The organism is Flavobacterium succinicans LMG 10402 (assembly GCF_000611675.1).
GTDB classification, from domain to species: Bacteria; Bacteroidota; Bacteroidia; order Flavobacteriales; family Flavobacteriaceae; genus Flavobacterium; species Flavobacterium succinicans.
In genome coordinates this window covers 65776-84739 of record NZ_JATV01000003.1, presented here as the reverse complement: position 1 = coordinate 84739, position 18964 = coordinate 65776, and the positions used below count along the sequence as shown (strand labels likewise).

Here is an 18964-nt window from a genome sequence, read left to right as displayed (position 1 = left end):
TTTTTAAACCAAAACACATGAGTATCATACAAGAATTTCTTCGATATAACCGACAAACTATGCTGCCTGAAATAGGCGATTCAGGACAAGAAAAACTCAAAAAAGCCAAAGTATTGGTGATAGGTGCCGGAGGCTTAGGTTGTCCAATTTTGCAATACATCGCTACCGCAGGAGTAGGAACCATAGGAATTATTGATTTTGACAAAATCGAAATCCACAACCTTCATCGGCAAATTTTATACACCGGAAACCAAGTAGGGTTATCAAAAGCGTTGATGGCCAAAGAAAAATTAGAGGAGTTGAATCCTTTGATTACAGTAGAAGCTTTTGAATCCAAACTCAGCTCAGAAAACGCCTCTGAAATCATTCAAAAATTCGATGTCGTAGTGGATGGATGCGATAATTTTACCACAAGATATTTAGTCAACGATACTTGCGTCGCTTTAGGAAAATCTTTAGTTTACGGTAGCATCCTACAATTCGAAGGGCAAATGGCGGTTTTCAATCATAAAGGAAGCAAGAACCTTCGGGATTTATTTCCGGAACCACCCGATCCAAAAAAAGTACCTAATTGCAATGTAAATGGAGTATTGGGGACTCTTCCAGGAATGATTGGAACGATGATGGCACACGAAACGCTAAAATTGATTATGGATTTGCCTACTTTAGAAAATGAATTACTGCTATTTTCTACCCTAAATTGGGGATTTACCAAACTGCGGTTTTAATGAAGTTTAGCTTTTTAAAACAATAGGGTATCACGGCCAGGGCATTCGCATTTAAAAAAAGTTAGCCACAAATTACACCAATTGACACTAATTGTCATCGAAACTGAAATTGAATGTCACGAATTCCAGCAACATTAATAATTCGTGTCATTAAAACACATTTTAATTCGTGATTCATTAGTGAATTCGTGGTGGATATTTTTAAAAGCGAATGCTCTATATCACGGCAAACAAAAGCGTGATGCCTTTCTTTATTTTGATTTCAAAATACTCATAAAATCGGCTCGTTCTATTTCTACGCAACCCAAACTGGCTAAATGATCATTATACACTTGACAATCCAAAAGACGGTAATTTTTCGCCTTGAGATGGTTGACCAAGGTAATGAACGCCACTTTTGATGCATTAGAAACCAACGAAAACATACTCTCCCCACAAAAAACATGGCCTAAATCTACACCATACAACCCACCTACCAATTGATCGTCTTGCCAAACCTCTACTGATGTTGCTTTCCCTAATTCGTGTAATTTACAATAAGCCTCGATCATGTCGTTAGTAATCCAAGTCCCCGATTGCCCATCGCGTTTTACTTGTTGGCAATAAGAAATAACAGATCTAAAATCTTGATTAAAAGTAACCTTAAAAAGATTTCGATTCAAAATGTTTCGCATACTTTTTGACACCACCAAATCCTCTAAAAAAAGCACCATTCTAGGATCGGGTGACCACCAAATAATAGGTTGATCGTCTTCAAACCAAGGGAAAATTCCACTTGAATAAGCCAACTGTAAACGCTCTGGAGATAAATCACCTCCAATAGCCAATATCCCATCAGCATTTGCCTCAGAAACAGGTGGAAAAAATAAGTTTTTAGATAAATGATACATCTTTTACGTTCAATAATTTAATTAAAAATGCCATCAAAAAAAATTCCAAATCCCAACACAACTTACTGCTTTGGAATTTGGAATTTATAATTTGATATTTAACCTATTAGAAAGGTAAATCGTCAGCCTCTTCTTCATTAAAACTAGTAGCAGGAGCAAAAGTTTCTGGTGTTGGCATTGGAGGAGCTTGCGTAGGAGCTGCTGCCGCAACTGGAGCTTGTTTCTCAATTCTCCATCCCACGATAGTATTAAAATGTCTCACTTCTCCTTGTGGGCTTACCCATTCTCTACCTCTTAAATTGATAGAAACTTTAACTGGCTCACCTACAGCATAACTGTTTAACAAATCCGTTTTGTCTTGCTGAAACTCAATCGAAATATGTTGAGGATATTGCTCATCTGTAATCACTACTACTTCTCTCTTTTTAAAAGAGGCACTAACTTGTTGAACAGGGTTGATTACTTTTACTTTTCCTAAAACTTCCATGATATATATATTTATTTCTTTGCTAATAATAACTTCCAGGCCTCAATGGCGCGGTCTTTTGCCAAGTATTCTTTGGCTTTCTGAAACTTTTTGTCTAAATCGTCGGCACTTAATACAGCTTTGACTTCAAAATTTTCTTTTACAAATATAGCAATTTCTTCTTGCGTTGGAATTTTTTCTACATTCCCCAATTTACCTAAATCATTCCCATCAAAAAAATCGCTTTCTTTGATAAAATCCGGAATGGCGTCTACTCCAATCCCTAAAGTATTTAATGGTTTTTCAACTTCAAAAAGTCCTGCATTTGCTCGAGAATACCAATTGCCTCCCAATCTAGAGACCAAATCAATTTTATATTGATCTATGGCGCCGTTAGCATCCAAAACAGCCTCACTAATATGCAATTTCACGACTTCGCACACCACCAAATTACCCGCACCACCTTCGGTACCTAAGGCAATAATCTGCGTTACTTTGCATTCAAATTGCACCGGAGATTCTTTTACTCGAAAAGGCTTCACAAGATCTGAAGCAATCGGAGTAAAACCTGACTTCAAAAACTCATTGACCCCTTCTGGATATTCAGTACTAGACAATGATGTTTGCTGTACCATATCATAGTTCACCACATTAATCACCACTTCTCCGGTACTTTCCGCATTTTTCAGGGTATGTTTGGTGGTATTGTCTCGAACTCTTCGCGCAGGCGAAAAAACCAAAATAGGCGGATTAGCACTAAAGACATTAAAAAAGCTAAAAGGTGACAAATTAGGCGTGCCATTACCATCTACAGTACTTGCGAAGGCAATAGGCCTTGGTCCCACACTACTTTGTAAATACCCCTGTAACTGGGCAGTGGAAATGCTTTTTGGATCAATACTTACCATAAACGAAGATTTAAGAGCGATTTTGCAGCCACAAAAGTAAACAAAACCAAGGGTATTTATCGGCCAAACCTAAGGATAATGATCAAAAAAATAGTTAAAAAATCCTCAGTTTTCTTTAACTATTACCAAAATACATTTTAGTTAATTGCGTTATCTTTATCGTTTCAATTGCATCGGTCATTTAAAATTTTGGCAGAAACAAAAAGTATTCACACTAAATCAAGAGATTAATTAAGGCATATGGTATAAAAAAAGCACCATTCATTTTGGTTTTTATTACATTCAACCTTTATTTGACAATGATTCAACAGTTTGGCATCCATTAAAAAAATTCATATGCACTTTTCTAACCAAAGCAACACCACCCGCTGGATTATTGTCACCTTCTGTTTTTTATTGGTGGCTTTAATTCTTTGGAATACGTTTACTTTTTTTCAAATTTTTAAAAATGAAGAGCGCATCAAAATGAATCTTTGGGCCAACGCCCAAAAAACATTAATCAATGCCGACGAAAATACCGATGTGGATTTACCGCTGCTGATTTTTAGCAACAACAACTCCATACCCATTATCTTAACTGAAAACGAGCACATTATTAATACAGTTAATATTGATACCTCCATCGTCAATAACGCCCAAAAATCGCATCTTTTTTTACAACAATTAAAAAGAGAAAACGATCCAATCACCATTACATATGCGCCAGGGAAAATTCAAAAATTATACTATGGCAATTCTGCTTTACTGAATCAATTAAAATACTATCCAGTTGCCTTGCTACTCATTATCGTTTTATTTGCCGGATTGGTTTTCAATTATTACAAAAGCACTAAAATGGCTACTCAAAATAAACTTTGGGCTGGTATGGCCAAAGAAACTGCTCATCAAATTGGCACACCATTGTCGTCCTTAATTGGCTGGGTCGAACTTTTAAAAGCCGAAGAAGTTGCTGAGTCCACTACCCAAGAAATAGAAAAAGATATTGAACGTCTGCAAACCATTACTGATCGTTTTTCAAAAATTGGTTCAGAACCCAAACTCGAAACTAAAGATATAGTTTCAGAAACTTTACTTTCTTATGACTATTTACAATCTAGATTTTCTAAGCAGATTGAATTTTCAATTTCGACACCTCAAAAAAACATTTTAGTACAATTGAATCCTACTTTGCATAGCTGGACCATAGAAAATATGGTTAAAAATGCCATTGATGCGATGAAAGGGAAAGGTAAATTACATTTAGCCATTGAAGAAGAAAACGACATTGTGAAAATTACCATTTCAGATACCGGAAGCGGTATTCCAAAAAATCAATTTAAAAAAATCTTTGAGCCTGGCTATACGACCAAAAAAAGAGGATGGGGATTAGGCTTGTCCTTAACCAAACGCATTGTTGAAGATTATCACAAAGGAACAATAAAAGTATTGCAGTCAGAAGTAGGAAAAGGAACAGTAATGCAGTTAATTTTTGTAAAATTCTGATTTTATTGGCTTTAAGATTCTTTTTCGATTAATTTTAAGGGATAACTTAAAAAATAGACTTATGGAATTTTTGTATTTTCTTTTGATCGGTGCCATTTCAGGATGGCTAGGTGGACAACTTTGGAAGGGTAGCGGCTTTGGTTTATTTGGTAATATCATTGTGGGTATTGTTGGTAGTATTATTGGAGGTTGGCTTGCTGGGAAATTAGGAATTGGTGGTGGTGGTCTACTTTGGCAAATTATAATAGCTGCTGGAGGTGCTTGGGTACTACTTTTCGTCATCAGTTTATTTAAAAAATAATTTCATAGTTCATATAAAAAAGGGGATTTCAATTTGAAATCCCCTTTTTTGTTTCTGACATCCAAAGATTAATTTACAGGCAAACCGAACCAAGTTACTTTGTTAAACATCGATTTTCGAGCCAGTTTACCTTTACTCAAATACTCGTTTACAAACTTTTCTTGTTCTTCTATTTGCAATAATAATTCGGATAAGTTTTTTCGAAAAGCTGTCAATGTCGCTCTATTGCTATCGTTAAGAGTGCCAATACCATCCAAATCTTTTTGACATTTTACTACTTTTGCTTTGGGTGCAGCAATCATTTCTCTAATTGTATCATCAGACAAAGTTGGTTTAAACTTTTTATTTCTATAAAAAATAAAATCATTGAACATAGCTGTTGCAGCATTACTTTCTTCTACAATCAAATTCAATTTTTCAACCGCTTGATTGTTTCTCTTTCCTGATAATTCGTTCTTTTTATTTTCGAAATAGTCTTTTATTAACTTTGTAGACAAGCCATTATCTTCAATTCTAGTGATACATTCAAATAACTTAATCTCATCAGTCTTTTGTTTTAACTTCTCTATTTCATCAGCGAAATTAAAAACAGGCTTAGCTGGATTAACTACTACTTTTCCAGAAATAAATTCAGCATTACTAATAGGGTATCGGGACAATTGCCATAAATAATCAAAAGGCATATGGGTTTCCAACATTGCTTTTGGTGATGTTTTAAAATAAAAATTATTGAGCTTTTTGGTAAAAACACCATTGTTTACGGAGCCTGCACCCCAAGTTGGGTCAAACAACCACCACTTGCCCTCACTCTTAACCGCACACCAAGCGTGAGATAATGCCGCCACTTTACCAAATTGTTTGGTATATCCTTCAATGATTACGCTTTCAAAGCCTAACTGACTCACAATCGCATTAAACAATTCGGCATAATGAATACACACTCCTTTTCTGGTGTTAAGCGTTTTATCAATTTTCTGTTCCGAAGTGTCGCTAAATTCGATATTCTCCATATTGGCCACATCATAACTAATGTTGGATGCCACCCAAAAAAAACTAGCTCTTAGCTTCTCATTTTCTGACTTAAAATTAGTAGCAATATAATCGGCAATACTTTTTGAGTTTTTGGTAGACGATTTCGGAATCTTTGCCATTTTTGCGTCTATTAAAACAAAATTATCTTTCGTTTGTCCAAAGATTAGTAAGGCACAAAAAAAGAGGCAATAAGAAAAAAAGATTTTCATAATTGAGAATTGGTATAAAAAAAACACGAACAGCATTCAAAGATTGCTATTCGTGTTTAAATATATGAATAAAAGATTTTATAAATTCTGTTGAATCTTTGTTGCCAAAGTTTCGAATTCCTCTTTTGTCAAAGCAACTTTATTTTGAAAACGCATCTCGTTCATTTCATGAATCGGAATTAAATGTACGTGCGCATGAGGCACTTCTAGTCCAATTACAGCCATTCCAATACGTTCACAAGGCACCGTTTTTTCGAGTGCAGCAGCAACTTTCTTTGAGAAACGCATCAACCCGAGGTACAATTCCTCATCCATATCAAAAAGCTTATCAATTTCTTGCTTAGGAATACAAAGCGTATGACCAACTGCATTCGGATTAACATCCAAAAAAGCTAAAAATTGCTCCTCTTCTGCTACTTTATAGCAAGGAATTTCGCCATTTACAATTTTGGTAAAAATACTACTCATCACTATTGTTTTTAGTCGCGAGAAATTTCAATGATTTCAAATTTCAATACTCCGTTAGGCACCGTAATTTCAGCAACTTCGCCTACTTTTTTACCCAACAAACCTTTCCCGATAGGAGAAGTTACAGATATTTTTCCGGTTTTCAAATCCGCTTCACTTTCGGCCACCAAGGTATATTTCATTTCCATTCCGTTCCCTTGATTCTTAATCTTCACATTCGAATGCACCAAAACTTTAGACACATCCAATTGGGATTCGTCAATCAATCTAGCATTAGCATAAACCTCCTCTAGTTTAGAGATGCGCATTTCCAATAAACCTTGAGCTTCTTTAGCCGCATCATATTCTGCATTTTCAGACAAATCACCTTTATCTCTTGCATCAGCAATATCCTGCGAAGCTTTAGGACGCATCACCCCTTTTAAGTGATCCAATTCGTCTTTTAATTTTTTTAGCCCTTCAGCGGTATAATAAGATACTTTACTCATAACTTTTGTATTAAATAATTTAAGCGGTTTTCTGTTTTCACACACATCAACCATTTCCATGTCCTTGGTTTTCTCACCTATTACAGTTCACAACCTGAATGATATAAATAGAAAAAATCCCATCGGGACGGGATTTCTTTCCGCAAATATACTACATTTTTTTTTATGCTATAATTAATTGTTAACCTTAACCAATCCAAAGTTAAATAAATTAAATTTGTTTCACTAATCTTTAATACTATTTTAAAAATGATAAAAAATTGGCTAATTCTATGCATAGTTGCGCTGATTTCAAGCTGTAGCGACAATGCGCCATCCAATAAAAACCCCTTTGTTCCCAACTATTCCTTTACTATAGACATCAACACCAGTTTACCCGCCTATTCAAATCTCAAATTCCCTAGCAATGCGGTTTACATCCCTAGTGTAGGCGCCCGCGGGATACTAGTTTTTAATACCGGAAGTGGCTTCAACGCGTTCGATGCCGCTTGCCCGAATCAAGCACTAAGCAATTGCTCTACCCTAACTATCAAAGGCATCAACGCCATTTGTCCCTGCGACAGCAAAGAATACAGCTTATTTACTGGCTTAAGCGACCTACAATATCCCCTAAAACAATACCGAGTAACAATCATCGGAGACGTAATTCGGGTATACAATTAAAATTTGGGCGTGCCACCTCACCACAAAGGGGGCCACTCATCATGCTGGTGAGTCGCCCCCTTTGTGGTGAGCTGTCGAGCTATCCGCGCTACTTCGGTAGCCAGCTCCAAATGAAATTCACTGAACTCCTATGAAAATAAATGCATAGTGAAGTAATCTCTCACGCGGGCAAAAACTTCACATATTCTTTAAACAAAAAATCCAGTGCCATAACAACACTGGATTCTAAGAAAATAAGTAAACTAAAAATTAAAATTTCAAATTCAATCCTGCTAAGAAATTAATTCCTGCTTGTGGGTAATAAGAAGGATAAATGTCATACATATAACCGTTGGACACATACTTTTTATCCAAAAAATTATTTACTAATCCACTTAACACAATTTCTTTGAAGATTGTTTTGGGCTTGAACGTGTAACTCACATTAAAGTCATTTACAAAATAATCAGCCAGTTTTGCAGCAGGCAACTCGATATTGTTCATAAATTGCTCACCTACAAATTTTTGCAACAAAGACAAATGCAAGGCTTTAATAGGCGAAAACACCAATACATTCCCCACAATTACCGAAGGAGAATAAGCAATATCTGTTGTTCCAAAATTTGTGCCTGTGATATTCAAATCCACATTTTTATTGGCACTTAAAGTAAAGTTAGGACGCATCATCCATTGTTCAGACAGCGCAATAGTAGCGTCTACCTCAAGACCTAATCGGTAACTTTTATCACTATTCGAACGAATAGGATTTCCCACATCATCTAATTTTCCGGTCAAAATCAACTGATCTTTGTATGCCATATAATAAATGTTGGTGTTCAATTGTATTTTTTCGGTATTCAACCTCCAACCCAACTCAAAATCGTTTAATTTTTCTGATTTTGGATTACCATTCTCATAATCTGTACGGTTAGGCTCTCTATTAGCTCTTGCATACGAAAAATACAAAGTATTCGCCTCATTAACCTTAAAATTTAAACCAGCTTTTGGGTTGAAAAAACGAAAGGTGTCATTGACCAAACCTGTTTCTGGACTATCAGCTTTGTACTGTACGTGACGGTATTGCAAATCTCCAAACAAACTCAATTGTTCTGTTACTTGATAATTGGCTTTGGCAAAAAAGTTCCCATCAGTTTTCGTAGCAAAATCTTCATAATATCGGTCTCCCAATTCACTTTGAGAAGCGTAACGCGCCCAAATCACTTTTCCAAAATGAAGGCCTTCATACTTATTATAACCTCCACCCAAAATTAATTGCAAGGCATCGGTAGTATAATTAGTAGAAAAAGTAGCACCATAAAAATCATTGTCTAACCATTTTTGGCGTACCAAATCAGTTTTGTTAATTGTTGTTCCGTTAATAACAATCGGATTCAAACCATAACTAGAAAACTTAGCGTCTTCTTTGTAATTTTCGTAATAGCCTTTCCCTTTGGTATAATGCAAAGCGAAATTAGAACTCCAGTTATCCGACCATCTTTCGTTCCAATGCAATTGCGAATGGTCTTGTTGGTAATTATCGGTTTCATTATCATAAAAACGAGTATTTCCTGCTTCATCTGTATAGATTCCTGCCGAATTGAAGGTACGATCATTGTTTAAGGTTTCTCCATCAATCCCATTCCAAGCTTGGTATGTTTTTTCTTTTCCACCAAAAACCAAGGCTTTTAGCAAAGTAGTTTTCCCCACATAAGTTCCTTGTAAGAAATACGATTTTAAATCCGTACTCGCTCGGTCAATGTATCCGTCAGATTGTAAAACAGATAAACGTCCTGCGATTTCAAAATGGTCGTTTAGTAAACCGGTACTGAATTTAACCGTATTTTTAAACGTATTAAAACTCCCTGCCGAACTAGCAATTTCAGCACTTGCTTCTTTGGTATAAGAATCGGTTAGCATATTCAAGCTCGCTCCAAAGGCTCCTGAACCATTGGTAGAAGTCCCCACACCACGTTGTAACTGAATACTTTCTACCGAAGAAACAAAATCAGGCATGTTCACCCAAAACGTACCGTGACTTTCAGAATCGTTGTACGGAATTCCGTTGATGGTAACGTTTACGCGAGTAGCATCGCTACCACGCACGCGTATTCCTGAGTAGCCAATACCGTTACCAGCATCAGAAGTAGTAACTACAGAAGGCATATAATTCATAAGCGTTGGGATGTCCTGACCCAAATTGCGGAACTGGATTTGTTTTTTAGTCAAATTGCTAAAAGAAACTGGAGTTTTAGAAGTCACACGCACTGCCGAAACCAAAACATCATCCAATTGATTGACTTTGGTGGTGTCTTGTACTTGAGCAAAGGTAAAAAGTGAAAAGTGAAAAGTGAAAAGTAAAAAAAATATTCTACTGGAATGGTTTTGGCTTTTGCCTTTTGGCTTTTGCCTTTTTGATGTAATGATAGTGTTCATCCGTAAATAGTTTTACGAATAAAAGGGGGAATTATTCTTTTGTTTTTAAATTAATAAATGATTTGTTTCTATGACAAGACAATAGCGTAGACTCTATAATTTTGTCATTTTTTCCCTTGGCAGCATTACCCGCCCAGGTTCTTTGGGTATGATCTCAGCTCGTTATTTAGAGCACCCCTTTGAGACGGGGCAAATATAAATCATTTGTTTGAAGTTCCAAGTCTAAAGTTTAAAGTTTTTGAAACTACTAAAAATCGGGCTTTCGTCTAGATTGTTTTATATCTGACAAACTCTTTTTATCCTTAATGCGTTTTCTTATGGCCGATTTTGGGATTTTAGTGGCTTTTCTTTCTTTGGGAACAAACAATCCATTGCGGATTATCGCTAGGAAACGTTTGATCACAATAGCTTTGTTTTTAAGCTGACTTCGGTCTTCATCACAATGCAAAATCAAGAGTTGTTCTGACGTTAATCTACTGGCTAATTTGCTTTCTAATACTATTTTCTCTACCTCGGTTAAGGCTTGAGATTGTTTCAAATCAAAAGTTAAAACCACTTTAGAAGCAACTTTGTTTACATTTTGCCCTCCTGCCCCGCTGCTTCTAACGGCCTTAAATTGCAATTCTTTGACGATTTGATTTATTTCCATACTATAAATTTTGATGGAACTGGTGCGCTGGCTTAAGTAAGTCGTTTACATTTTTTACTGGATTAAAAGTCACCATTGGAACCTCAACAAAAACGGTAATCCACTTGGCCATAGCTCCATTCCACAACCCAGGCAATTCATAGGATTTTATGGTGTCGCTTCCTAACTTTCTTTCTACTATAAATCCGCTATTATGATCTACAAACTGACTTAAATCAAACTTTTGGTTTTTGTAATTTTTAATGCCACAAACTAAATCTACTGGATTAAAATGAGTGGCATTATCCAAAATTCTCTGCTGTTCTTCATTTTTTAGATCCATCTGAGAAGATTCAACAATTTGCAAACTCATCTTTCCTTTACCATCAATTACCCAAAACGGCCCGCCACCAGGCTCTCCTTCATTTTTTACCATCCCACAAACCCGAATAGGACGATCTAAAACACGTATTAATTCTTTTATTTTATTTTCAAATGTAAATTCTGGAAACCCTTTGACAAACTCAATACTTAATTCATTTTGAACAAAAGTCACGATTTCATCAACTTCGGATTCTCTGACTTGTTGTTGATAAATGGCTTCTACATATTTAAAAACACGAATTTGCAACTCTAATAAAATCCCAGCTAATCCTTTTTTGTATAAGGCAATAGCGTCACTATGATTTTGAATCACATTATCAATGTTCTTGATAAAAACAATATCAGCATCCAAAGCATTAAGGTTTTCAATTAAAGCACCATGCCCTCCTGGACGAAATAAAAGTTGATTGTTTTGGTTCTTTACCAAATGATTGTTGGCATCTACTGTTACAGAATCGGTAGATTTATCTTGATACGAATACCCAATTTCAACAGTTACATTAGATTGCGCTTCGATGTTACTTTTTAATTCTTGTTCTAATTTTTCAAATAACGCTTGATGTGCCTGAGTGATCGTAAAATGCAAGTAACTTTTTTGTTGCACAGCAGCATAGGCCACACTTTCGTTTAGATGCTCTTCAAAAGGTGTGGCTACATGATCAATATAGTCATGAAAAGGCAAAACACCTTTGGGCTTGCTGGCAAAATCAAAATAATCCGAATGCAATAAATAAGTAACAAAATAATAATTCTTCTGATCCGCTGACCAAAACTCAAAATCGGAAAAATCAGCTCGAAGTCGTTTATCAATAGCTTTAAAAAACGGGAACTTATCCATTCCGACAATAAAAAGGGACAGCTCTAAATCGCGCTTTCTATTGACATAAGCGTTGATACTTTCGGTGTCGTGATCATAATCCTTTAAAAATTCGTTCAAAAACTTGAACATACGTGTTGCTGCTCCTGAAGCTGGCACTAATTTTTTCAACTTTAAAGAGGCTTTGTTAGCATTAAAAAAAGTAGCTTTTTCAACAAACTCCTCCGTAGACAAATGCATAATTCCATCACCGATAGTTGCTGGTCTGTCTAAAATGGTTTTGGCAATTCCATTTTTGTAAATGGTCAGTTGTTCTTGCACTTTCGCTATCGGAATACCATGCTCATAAATTTGCACAAAATCCAAAGAGTCGATTCCCATTTTTTTAGCCTTTCGTAATTCTTCTATAATAGCGATGGCTTTATTCAGTCGGGTTTCTTTATCTCCAGTTAGAGTAATAAATGGTTTTTTGTTATCAATAAGTGATTGTTTGAAAACTGAAAAAACAGACTCTCTTCCTTCAGGACTATCACGCAAACCGTCATCCTCCCAAGGCACATCAATGTCTGTTAGAAAAAACAAATCGTATTGATGAGTACGCGCTGCTTTGTCTAGGAGTGAATCACAAAAATTGTAATACAGCTCCGAAAACACTTTGGTCACCATTAAATTGGTATCACAAAACAAATATCCATTAGCGATAGCCGCACTTTCATTTTCTAATTTGGTTTGACCGTAAGCTATGGGCAACATATCATCAATGTCGCAAATTCCAAGACCACTATCTAATTTTTCTTGTAAGTAGTCACGAGCAAATTCAGGGACCCAAACGGTTTGGTAATGATCCGCCAATTGTTTTGCCAAAGTAGTTTTACCTGTAGACTCAGGCCCAAAAATGGCAATTCGTATTATTTCTGAAGCTCCAGCTTCATTGAACTGTTTAAGATTTTTTTCCATTCTAAATAACCATAAAAGGCGATAATAGTAAAAATAACGTATTGTAATGAAGTAAAGGTGTACCCTTTAGCAAAATAAAGCGGAATAGAGATACAATCACCTATGATCCAAAAGATCCAATTTTCAATTTTCCGTTTGGCCATTAACCACATGCCAACGAAAAAAATAGCCGTCAATAAAGTATCTACATAGGAATACCAGCTTGTAAATTTACCAAAATAAAGATAAACTAGTACTACAAATACTACAGTCATTACAAAAATTAAAATAGCATATATCTTTTCTTTGGAATTGATATAAGAAATCGGAAATTCTACTTCATCCCCTTTTTTGCGAGTCCAGTGATACCAACCATAAAGACTCATCACAAAATAATACACATTGATCATCGAATCGCCTAATAACTCCCATTGCCAAAGCAAATAGGCATAAATTGAAGTACTAACCAAACCCGTTGGAAATACCAAAATATTATCTTTTTTTGCAAACCAAACACTGGCTAAACCAAAAAAAATGGCAATGAGTTCCATACTAACCATCAGTGTGGAATAGTCTTTATATTGTGCAAAAAAATAATCAATCATTGTTTATAGTGTAGTGTTTGTTTTCAAAAAAAGAAGGATTTTTTTCAAAAGCCGTTCCGATTACTACCAAATCAGCTCCTGCTTCATACGCATTTTGTATCCCTAACAAAGAGGTAATACCTCCGCCAACAACTAGTGGAATAGTGGTGTTTTTAGCAACTTCTCGAATCATTTCTAATGGAACCGATTGTTTTGCCCCGCTTCCTGCTTCGAGGTAAATGAGCTGATGCCCTAGCATTTCGCCTGCCATCGCGGTATTACATACGGCCTCGACATCGATTCGTGATATGGGTGTAGTTTTACTCACGCGAGCCACTGCCGTTTCGTTGCCACTTTCTATCAAAAGATAACTGGTAGGAATAATTTCTAAGTCGGTTTTTTTGAGCATTGGCGCTGCTTTTACCTGATGTTCGATTAAAAAATCGGGATTGCGACCCGATAGTAAGGACAAAAATAAAATGCCATCAGCATGAATAGAAATTTGAGATGGATTGCCAGGGAAAAGCACAATAGGTAACTCACAACTGCTTTTAATCTTTAGAATTAACTCGTCTATAATATTATGAGTTACGTGGCTTCCACCAATAAAAACGTGTGTGGCTGGAGAGTTTATCACTTTTTGAATTAACGCAGGAACCGTATTCAAATCAATTTTATCGGGGTCGAGAAGAATGGCAAGGAGCTTGCGTCTTTCTTTTTTTGCCGACAGAATATCTTGATAAATTGTAGTCATTATTTCTTTTGGGATATTTATTAATGACGATTATTTATCTTCATTGCTTAGTGAAGCAAGCAGACTAAATCCATCAATTATTTCTGAAAAATAAGGATTATTTCTTTGAATAATTAAAGAAATAGGGTAATAAATTCCTTTAGAATCACGGATATGTTCGTCTATTTTGACCAATCCAAATTGATTATGCGTATAAAACCAATTATCAAATTTTCGTCTACGAAGTTCTTGTTTTCCATCAGATGAATCGCATATATATATACAGATAGATTGCTCTTTTTTTAAATAAAAATCTTTTAAAATATCAGAAATCGTGGTTGAAACTAATTTGTCTAAAGGAGGATTCTTTCCCAGAGGATTATGTACAATTTCAATAATAAATTCAAAAATTAAGTGAGCGTAAGGCGCCTTTGGATTTCCCAACAAGTAATCTGAAGGACGAAATTTTATTTCATAAACAACTTCCAATTCCGTTTCAAAAAAATAACTATTATTAGTTCCACCATCAAATAAAAAAGGATAACTCATTTTTTTTCTTTTTTCAACTGGCGTAACTTTTTCAAAATCTCTTGAAACTCTTCGGTATTATAGCGTTCTTGACTTTCGATTTTAGATTGCTTTTTGCTTTCCAACATCAATTCAATAACCTCATCATTAGATTTAAAAACAGTCTTTTTAACTAGAGTTTTCATGTGTTAGTTTTTTGTTGTTTTTTAGTTCAGATGGAATTTCGTATTCTTTTTGGGTTTTTAAGACCAAATAAACTGATTTTATTTTATACAAATATAATTATTTTCAAAAGCATAAACTAGAGTAAAAGAATCGAACTCATCAAAGCAAATAGTAAAACATTGCTGCTTTTTTTCGAAATCCAAAATGGCAGTAGTTTCCTTTTTGTCTAACTCAAATGGACTGACTTTGATGTGGTTTTTAAAACTAATACCTTTCTCGTTGCATATTTTGAAAATGGCCTCTTTGGCACCCCATTTAACGGTTAATATTCGAACAAAATCATCAATAGAAAAGCTTTTTAATCTACTTAACTCTTCGGTATCCACAAATTTATCTGCTATTCTAATAATTTTTTCTCGTTGCAATTCAATGTCAATGCCCACAGCTTGATCACTTACAATAATAGCCGCAAATTCGTGTGAATGGGTGATAGAAATATATTTTGCATCCTTTAAATGTGGTTTTCCCGTAGCATCATAAAACAAATCAAAATCTGTATAACCTGCCACGGCAAGTAATTTCCGGACACTCAAAAAGGCGCGCTGATGCAGTTGTGACTTCATTCTATCGAGCCTTTGGAGACTTATTGGGTTTAAAGTTACTTGTTCCTCTAATGCTGAAAAAGGCTCAGTTATATGCCAAACATAAAGCGAGGTTGTTCCGGAAAGCACTATAGTTTTGTATAAAGGCATGGAATAAAATTCTTTTGAAAAAGGAGAAAAGTAACAATTTTAGACCTCAAAAATAGTCAAATTAAAAAAACAAAAACTAGTTAAACTTGTTTTAAATAGCCGCAAATTATATTCTACTAAATCCATAGGATTATTATAAATTTATTTATATTTGCCAAAAAAAAATAAATTAATGGATTTTCAAATAGGTTTTGTAATTGCTGGTTTAGTAGTTGGCTTTGTAGTAGGAATGACAGGTGTTGGTGGGGGTTCATTGATGACTCCTATATTGCTTTGGTTTGGTATTCCTCCAACAACTGCTGTAGGAACTGATTTATTGTATGCAGCTTTTACCAAAATGGGAGGGATATTTGTTCACAATAAAAAAAGCAATATCAATTGGACCATTGTGGGATGGCTTTCGCTAGGAAGTTTACCTGCTGCTACTGTAACCTTATGGATTTTAGAAAGTTTTAAGGCTGATATTTCGGGACTGAATAGCATCATCAAATACAGTCTAGGCTGGGCGTTATTGATCACCTCTATTGCGATAATTTTCAAAAAGAAATTATTGGTATTTTCTCAAAAACACGCAGGAGATAAATTTCATAGTGAAAGTAAGACTCAAAATTTTCTAACTGTAGCTATTGGAGTGATGCTAGGTGCAACAGTGACATTGACGTCTATTGGTGCTGGTGCCCTGGGAACTGTAACGCTGTTTTTTTTGTATCCACTTTTACCTACCCCAAAATTAGTAGGTACCGAAATTGCACACGCCGTTCCTTTAACGCTTGTGGCTGGCTTTGGTCACGCATCTATGGGCAATATGGACTATGGACTATTAGTGCAATTATTAATGGGGTCTCTACCAGGAATTTACATAGGAAGCATGCTCAGTGGAAAAGTTCCAGATTTATTCCTAAGAAATGCCATAGCAATGATGCTGTTTTTTGTTGGGTATAAATTGATTTTTTAGCCCCCCAACCCCCGAAGGGGGAGTTTGCAAGACTTGACAGAATTAAGATTCCTTTTTTAAAAAGCAATGTCTGCCAAGGTGTTGTTCTCTAAAATCATCAAAGTATTGTCTCTGACTTCCATCATCAGTTTTCGGACGGCACATGTGGCTTCGTCATTACAGTCATCGCAGGGTTCATAAAAATTATGGCTAGCGCAAGGCAATAAGGCAATAGGTCCTTCGAGTATGCGATAAACCTTAGCCATATTAATGTCTTTAGGTTCTTTAATTAAATAGTATCCGCCACCTTTTCCTTTTTTGGCACCCAAAAAACCCGAATGCCGTAATAGCAATAAAATACTTTCCAAAAACTTCAAAGAAATATGCTCTGCTTTAGCAATTTCGGCAATTTGAACGGGCGTGTTATCTTCTCGACGAGCTAAGAAAGTAAGGGCTTTAATTCCGTATTTCGTTTTTTTTGAAAGCATAATTAATTGGGGTTGACGATTACCGATTGCTGATTCTACATAAAGCAATCTTTACCTTATTATGTAACAAAAGTATACTTTTTAATAATATAAACACAAAACCCACAGTTTCAACCGTGGGTTATTGTATGTGAATCAATAATTAAAACTTTTTATGACAACGCCTGATTTAAATCAGCAATCACATCTTCTACGGTTTCTAATCCCACGGAAACACGTACCAAACCATCAGTAATGCTAACCGCCAAACGCTCATCAACAGATAATTTACTATGCGTAGTAGAAGCTGGATGGGTTACAATAGTTCTAGTATCTCCCAAATTAGGTGATAACGAACATAATTTTATTTTATCCAAAAAGGCTCTTCCTGCTTCTAGTCCACCTTTGATTTCGAAGGCCACGATGTTACCACCCAATTTCATTTGCTTTTTGGCAATTTCGTATTGCGGATGCGATTTCAAGAAAGGATATTTCACTTTATTGACTTCAGGATGATTTTCCAAAAACTCCGCCACTTTCAAAGCATTTTCACAATGTCTATCAACACGAACCGCCAAAGTTTCTAGACTTTTAGACAATACCCAAGCGTTAAATGGCGACAAAGAAGGTCCTGTCAAACGAGAAAAAAGATAAATATCTTTAATCAAATCCGACCTTCCAACGGTAATTCCTCCTAACACTCTTCCTTGTCCATCAATTAATTTAGTAGCCGAATGAATCACCAAATCCGCTCCCCATTTGATAGGTTGTTGAATGTATGGCGTAGCAAAACAGTTATCGATAATCAAAATCAAATTATGTTTTTTGGCAATGGCACCCAATAATTCCAAATCGATGATATCAATAGCTGGGTTCGTTGGAGATTCGGCATAAAGAATCTTGGTGTTGGGTTGAATACAACTCTCAATCGTCTCTGGTTGATTAATATCGAAATAAGTCGTTTGTATATTCCACTTTGGGAAATAATTCATAAACAAAGAATGCGAAGCTCCGAAAACACTGCTCGACGAAACGATATGATCGCCTGACTTCAGCAAAGCCGCAAACGTAGAATAGATAGCAGCCATTCCTGAGGCAAAAGCATAACCAGCTTCAGCGCCTTCCATTTTGCAAATTTTATCAATAAACTCAATAGTGTTTGGGTTGCTGTAGCGGCTGTATACATTGCGCTCTTTTTCTTCTGCAAATGAGGCTCTCATATCTTCGGCATCCTCAAACACAAAACTTGACGTTAAATATAAAGGCACCGAATGTTCTAAATATTGTGTTCGTTCTATCTGACCGCGAATGGCTTGGGTTTCAAAACCAAAATCTTGTTCGTTCATTTATTTTTTTGTTTTTAACACGAATTGCACGAATTTGCACAAATTCTTATTGTTTTAAATTTTAAAAACAAACTGACAAATCTGTGTAAATCTGTGCAATCTGTGTTTTTTTTGCTTGAATAATTTATAATTCCTCTCCGTTCAAAACCACTTTGTAATGAATAGTTGCGGTTGGTTCTAATGTTTTGGAAACAGAACAATATTTCTCAAAAGAAAGTTGTGCTGCACGAGCCGCTTTTTCGGGGATAATCTCACCTTCCAAATAAAACACTACGTGGATGTCTTTGAATGGTTTGGCTTCGCCCACTTGCACGCGTTCTCCTTCTACCTCAGCTTTGAAAGAGGTGATTTGCTGACGTTGTTTTTTCAAAATTGAAATCATATCGATGCCGCTGCAACCTGCAACCCCCATCAATACTATTTCCATTGGACTCGGTCCCATATCATTTCCACCGAATTCAGGACGCGCATCTACATTTACTAGATGACCTCTGTCATTTTTCAACTCGAAATGGAAATTTTCGTTTACTCTGTTTAATGTTACTTTCATTATTGGCTTTTTTGAACGCTGATGTCGCGGATTTTAAACGCGAATTCAACGGATTTTATTAAAAAACTGATTACTAAAAACTGACTACTGATG

The 18964-nt window shown here is 35.7% G+C and carries 22 protein-coding genes; 5 read left to right on the top strand and 17 right to left on the bottom strand.

Annotated features, from left to right (window positions below; translation table 11 throughout):
- The first annotated feature begins 17 nt into the window (after positions 1-17).
- Entirely contained in the window at positions 18-728 is a 711-nt protein-coding gene (locus AO58_RS0103440) for a HesA/MoeB/ThiF family protein (protein WP_024980361.1), read from the top strand.
- Between the two features lie 251 nt (positions 729-979).
- On the opposite strand, the gene aat is transcribed toward AO58_RS0103440, so the two are convergent.
- The 3 genes from aat to AO58_RS0103425 all read right to left on the bottom strand — a co-directional run bounded on the left by aat (position 980) and on the right by AO58_RS0103425 (position 2992).
- Positions 980-1618, bottom strand: a complete 639-nt coding sequence (gene aat, locus AO58_RS0103435) for a leucyl/phenylalanyl-tRNA--protein transferase (protein ID WP_024980360.1) — start codon at positions 1616-1618, stop codon at positions 980-982.
- Positions 1619-1724: 106 nt separating this feature from the next.
- Positions 1725-2105, bottom strand: coding sequence for a DUF3127 domain-containing protein (locus AO58_RS0103430; protein WP_024980359.1), 381 nt, complete (start codon positions 2103-2105; stop codon positions 1725-1727).
- Between the two features lie 11 nt (positions 2106-2116).
- Complete coding sequence (locus AO58_RS0103425; protein WP_024980358.1) at positions 2117-2992, bottom strand: flavin reductase family protein; 876 nt, start codon at positions 2990-2992, stop codon at positions 2117-2119.
- Between the two features lie 336 nt (positions 2993-3328).
- Between AO58_RS0103425 and AO58_RS0103420 the strand changes: the two genes are divergently transcribed.
- Together AO58_RS0103420 and AO58_RS0103415 are read left to right on the top strand one after the other, a co-directional pair.
- Positions 3329-4474: a sensor histidine kinase gene (locus tag AO58_RS0103420; protein WP_024980357.1), complete on the top strand. Its 1146-nt coding sequence runs from the start codon at positions 3329-3331 to the stop codon at positions 4472-4474.
- Positions 4475-4535: 61 nt separating this feature from the next.
- On the top strand, positions 4536-4775 hold the full coding sequence (locus AO58_RS0103415) for a GlsB/YeaQ/YmgE family stress response membrane protein (RefSeq protein WP_024980356.1): 240 nt from the start codon (positions 4536-4538) through the stop codon (positions 4773-4775).
- A 68-nt stretch (positions 4776-4843) separates the two neighbouring features.
- On the opposite strand, the gene AO58_RS0103410 is transcribed toward AO58_RS0103415, so the two are convergent.
- The 3 genes from AO58_RS0103410 to greA all read right to left on the bottom strand — a co-directional run bounded on the left by AO58_RS0103410 (position 4844) and on the right by greA (position 6972).
- Complete coding sequence (locus tag AO58_RS0103410; protein ID WP_162150393.1) at positions 4844-5926, bottom strand: transglutaminase domain-containing protein; 1083 nt, start codon at positions 5924-5926, stop codon at positions 4844-4846.
- A 168-nt stretch (positions 5927-6094) separates the two neighbouring features.
- Positions 6095-6484 (bottom strand): HIT family protein, encoded by a 390-nt coding sequence (locus tag AO58_RS0103405; protein ID WP_024980354.1) that lies wholly within the window; start codon positions 6482-6484, stop codon positions 6095-6097.
- Positions 6485-6495: 11 nt separating this feature from the next.
- Positions 6496-6972, bottom strand: a complete 477-nt coding sequence (greA, locus tag AO58_RS0103400) for a transcription elongation factor GreA (protein WP_024980353.1) — start codon at positions 6970-6972, stop codon at positions 6496-6498.
- A 249-nt stretch (positions 6973-7221) separates the two neighbouring features.
- On the opposite strand from greA, the gene AO58_RS0103395 reads away from it, so the two are divergent.
- Positions 7222-7635, top strand: a complete 414-nt coding sequence (locus tag AO58_RS0103395) for a Rieske (2Fe-2S) protein (RefSeq protein ID WP_024980352.1) — start codon at positions 7222-7224, stop codon at positions 7633-7635.
- Positions 7636-7884: 249 nt separating this feature from the next.
- On the opposite strand, the gene AO58_RS0103390 is transcribed toward AO58_RS0103395, so the two are convergent.
- The 8 genes from AO58_RS0103390 to AO58_RS0103350 all read right to left on the bottom strand — a co-directional run bounded on the left by AO58_RS0103390 (position 7885) and on the right by AO58_RS0103350 (position 15574).
- Positions 7885-10047: a TonB-dependent receptor gene (locus AO58_RS0103390; RefSeq protein WP_024980351.1), complete on the bottom strand. Its 2163-nt coding sequence runs from the start codon at positions 10045-10047 to the stop codon at positions 7885-7887.
- Positions 10048-10294: 247 nt separating this feature from the next.
- Positions 10295-10696, bottom strand: a complete 402-nt coding sequence (gene arfB, locus AO58_RS0103385; RefSeq protein WP_024980350.1) for an alternative ribosome rescue aminoacyl-tRNA hydrolase ArfB — start codon at positions 10694-10696, stop codon at positions 10295-10297.
- 1 nt (position 10697) lies between these two features.
- Positions 10698-12833, bottom strand: a complete 2136-nt coding sequence (locus tag AO58_RS0103380) for a DUF4301 family protein (RefSeq protein ID WP_024980349.1) — start codon at positions 12831-12833, stop codon at positions 10698-10700.
- A complete protein-coding gene (pnuC, locus tag AO58_RS0103375) occupies positions 12785-13417 on the bottom strand; it encodes a nicotinamide riboside transporter PnuC (RefSeq protein ID WP_024980348.1) in 633 nt (210 codons plus the stop codon). The genes AO58_RS0103380 and pnuC overlap by 49 nt, the downstream gene beginning before the upstream one ends.
- The gene (locus AO58_RS0103370; protein WP_024980347.1) at positions 13410-14150 is read right to left on the bottom strand and encodes a phosphoglycerol geranylgeranyltransferase; all 741 of its coding nucleotides are present in this window, start codon (positions 14148-14150) and stop codon (positions 13410-13412) included. The genes pnuC and AO58_RS0103370 overlap by 8 nt, the downstream gene beginning before the upstream one ends.
- Before the next feature lie 30 nt (positions 14151-14180).
- Positions 14181-14678: a DUF6169 family protein gene (locus AO58_RS0103365; RefSeq protein ID WP_024980346.1), complete on the bottom strand. Its 498-nt coding sequence runs from the start codon at positions 14676-14678 to the stop codon at positions 14181-14183.
- Positions 14675-14842, bottom strand: a complete 168-nt coding sequence (locus AO58_RS17935) for a hypothetical protein (RefSeq protein WP_155959406.1) — start codon at positions 14840-14842, stop codon at positions 14675-14677. The genes AO58_RS0103365 and AO58_RS17935 overlap by 4 nt, the downstream gene beginning before the upstream one ends.
- A gap of 78 nt (positions 14843-14920) precedes the next feature.
- Positions 14921-15574 (bottom strand): 4'-phosphopantetheinyl transferase family protein, encoded by a 654-nt coding sequence (locus AO58_RS0103350; protein WP_024980345.1) that lies wholly within the window; start codon positions 15572-15574, stop codon positions 14921-14923.
- Between the two features lie 172 nt (positions 15575-15746).
- Between AO58_RS0103350 and AO58_RS0103345 the strand changes: the two genes are divergently transcribed.
- Positions 15747-16529: a sulfite exporter TauE/SafE family protein gene (locus AO58_RS0103345; RefSeq protein WP_024980344.1), complete on the top strand. Its 783-nt coding sequence runs from the start codon at positions 15747-15749 to the stop codon at positions 16527-16529.
- A gap of 56 nt (positions 16530-16585) precedes the next feature.
- On the opposite strand, the gene AO58_RS0103340 is transcribed toward AO58_RS0103345, so the two are convergent.
- The 3 genes from AO58_RS0103340 to AO58_RS0103330 form a co-directional block, all read right to left on the bottom strand.
- Positions 16586-16996: an RrF2 family transcriptional regulator gene (locus AO58_RS0103340; protein ID WP_024980343.1), complete on the bottom strand. Its 411-nt coding sequence runs from the start codon at positions 16994-16996 to the stop codon at positions 16586-16588.
- Positions 16997-17148: 152 nt separating this feature from the next.
- Positions 17149-18321, bottom strand: a complete 1173-nt coding sequence (locus AO58_RS0103335; protein ID WP_024980342.1) for a trans-sulfuration enzyme family protein — start codon at positions 18319-18321, stop codon at positions 17149-17151.
- 124 nt (positions 18322-18445) lie between these two features.
- Positions 18446-18871 carry an OsmC family protein gene (locus AO58_RS0103330; RefSeq protein ID WP_024980341.1) on the bottom strand — a complete coding sequence of 142 codons (426 nt, stop codon included), beginning with the start codon at positions 18869-18871 and terminating at the stop codon, positions 18446-18448.
- Between the last annotated feature and the right edge of the window lie 93 nt (positions 18872-18964).

Coding starts and splice junctions, on each gene's coding strand:
- arfB (WP_024980350.1), bottom strand. CDS start 10,696: ATGGAAATAAATCAAATCGTCAAAGAATTGCAATTTAAGGCCGTTAGA.
- AO58_RS0103405 (WP_024980354.1), bottom strand. CDS start 6,484: ATGAGTAGTATTTTTACCAAAATTGTAAATGGCGAAATTCCTTGCTAT.
- AO58_RS0103390 (WP_024980351.1), bottom strand. CDS start 10,047: ATGAACACTATCATTACATCAAAAAGGCAAAAGCCAAAAGGCAAAAGC.
- AO58_RS0103425 (WP_024980358.1), bottom strand. CDS start 2,992: ATGGTAAGTATTGATCCAAAAAGCATTTCCACTGCCCAGTTACAGGGG.
- AO58_RS0103420 (WP_024980357.1), top strand. CDS start 3,329: ATGCACTTTTCTAACCAAAGCAACACCACCCGCTGGATTATTGTCACC.
- AO58_RS0103365 (WP_024980346.1), bottom strand. CDS start 14,678: ATGAGTTATCCTTTTTTATTTGATGGTGGAACTAATAATAGTTATTTT.
- greA (WP_024980353.1), bottom strand. CDS start 6,972: ATGAGTAAAGTATCTTATTATACCGCTGAAGGGCTAAAAAAATTAAAA.
- AO58_RS0103345 (WP_024980344.1), top strand. CDS start 15,747: ATGGATTTTCAAATAGGTTTTGTAATTGCTGGTTTAGTAGTTGGCTTT.
- AO58_RS0103330 (WP_024980341.1), bottom strand. CDS start 18,871: ATGAAAGTAACATTAAACAGAGTAAACGAAAATTTCCATTTCGAGTTG.
- AO58_RS0103335 (WP_024980342.1), bottom strand. CDS start 18,321: ATGAACGAACAAGATTTTGGTTTTGAAACCCAAGCCATTCGCGGTCAG.
- AO58_RS0103395 (WP_024980352.1), top strand. CDS start 7,222: ATGATAAAAAATTGGCTAATTCTATGCATAGTTGCGCTGATTTCAAGC.
- AO58_RS0103430 (WP_024980359.1), bottom strand. CDS start 2,105: ATGGAAGTTTTAGGAAAAGTAAAAGTAATCAACCCTGTTCAACAAGTT.
- AO58_RS0103410 (WP_162150393.1), bottom strand. CDS start 5,926: ATGGCAAAGATTCCGAAATCGTCTACCAAAAACTCAAAAAGTATTGCC.
- aat (WP_024980360.1), bottom strand. CDS start 1,618: ATGTATCATTTATCTAAAAACTTATTTTTTCCACCTGTTTCTGAGGCA.
- AO58_RS0103370 (WP_024980347.1), bottom strand. CDS start 14,150: ATGACTACAATTTATCAAGATATTCTGTCGGCAAAAAAAGAAAGACGC.
- pnuC (WP_024980348.1), bottom strand. CDS start 13,417: ATGATTGATTATTTTTTTGCACAATATAAAGACTATTCCACACTGATG.
- AO58_RS0103440 (WP_024980361.1), top strand. CDS start 18: ATGAGTATCATACAAGAATTTCTTCGATATAACCGACAAACTATGCTG.
- AO58_RS0103415 (WP_024980356.1), top strand. CDS start 4,536: ATGGAATTTTTGTATTTTCTTTTGATCGGTGCCATTTCAGGATGGCTA.
- AO58_RS0103340 (WP_024980343.1), bottom strand. CDS start 16,996: ATGCTTTCAAAAAAAACGAAATACGGAATTAAAGCCCTTACTTTCTTA.
- AO58_RS17935 (WP_155959406.1), bottom strand. CDS start 14,842: ATGAAAACTCTAGTTAAAAAGACTGTTTTTAAATCTAATGATGAGGTT.
- AO58_RS0103380 (WP_024980349.1), bottom strand. CDS start 12,833: ATGGAAAAAAATCTTAAACAGTTCAATGAAGCTGGAGCTTCAGAAATA.
- AO58_RS0103350 (WP_024980345.1), bottom strand. CDS start 15,574: ATGCCTTTATACAAAACTATAGTGCTTTCCGGAACAACCTCGCTTTAT.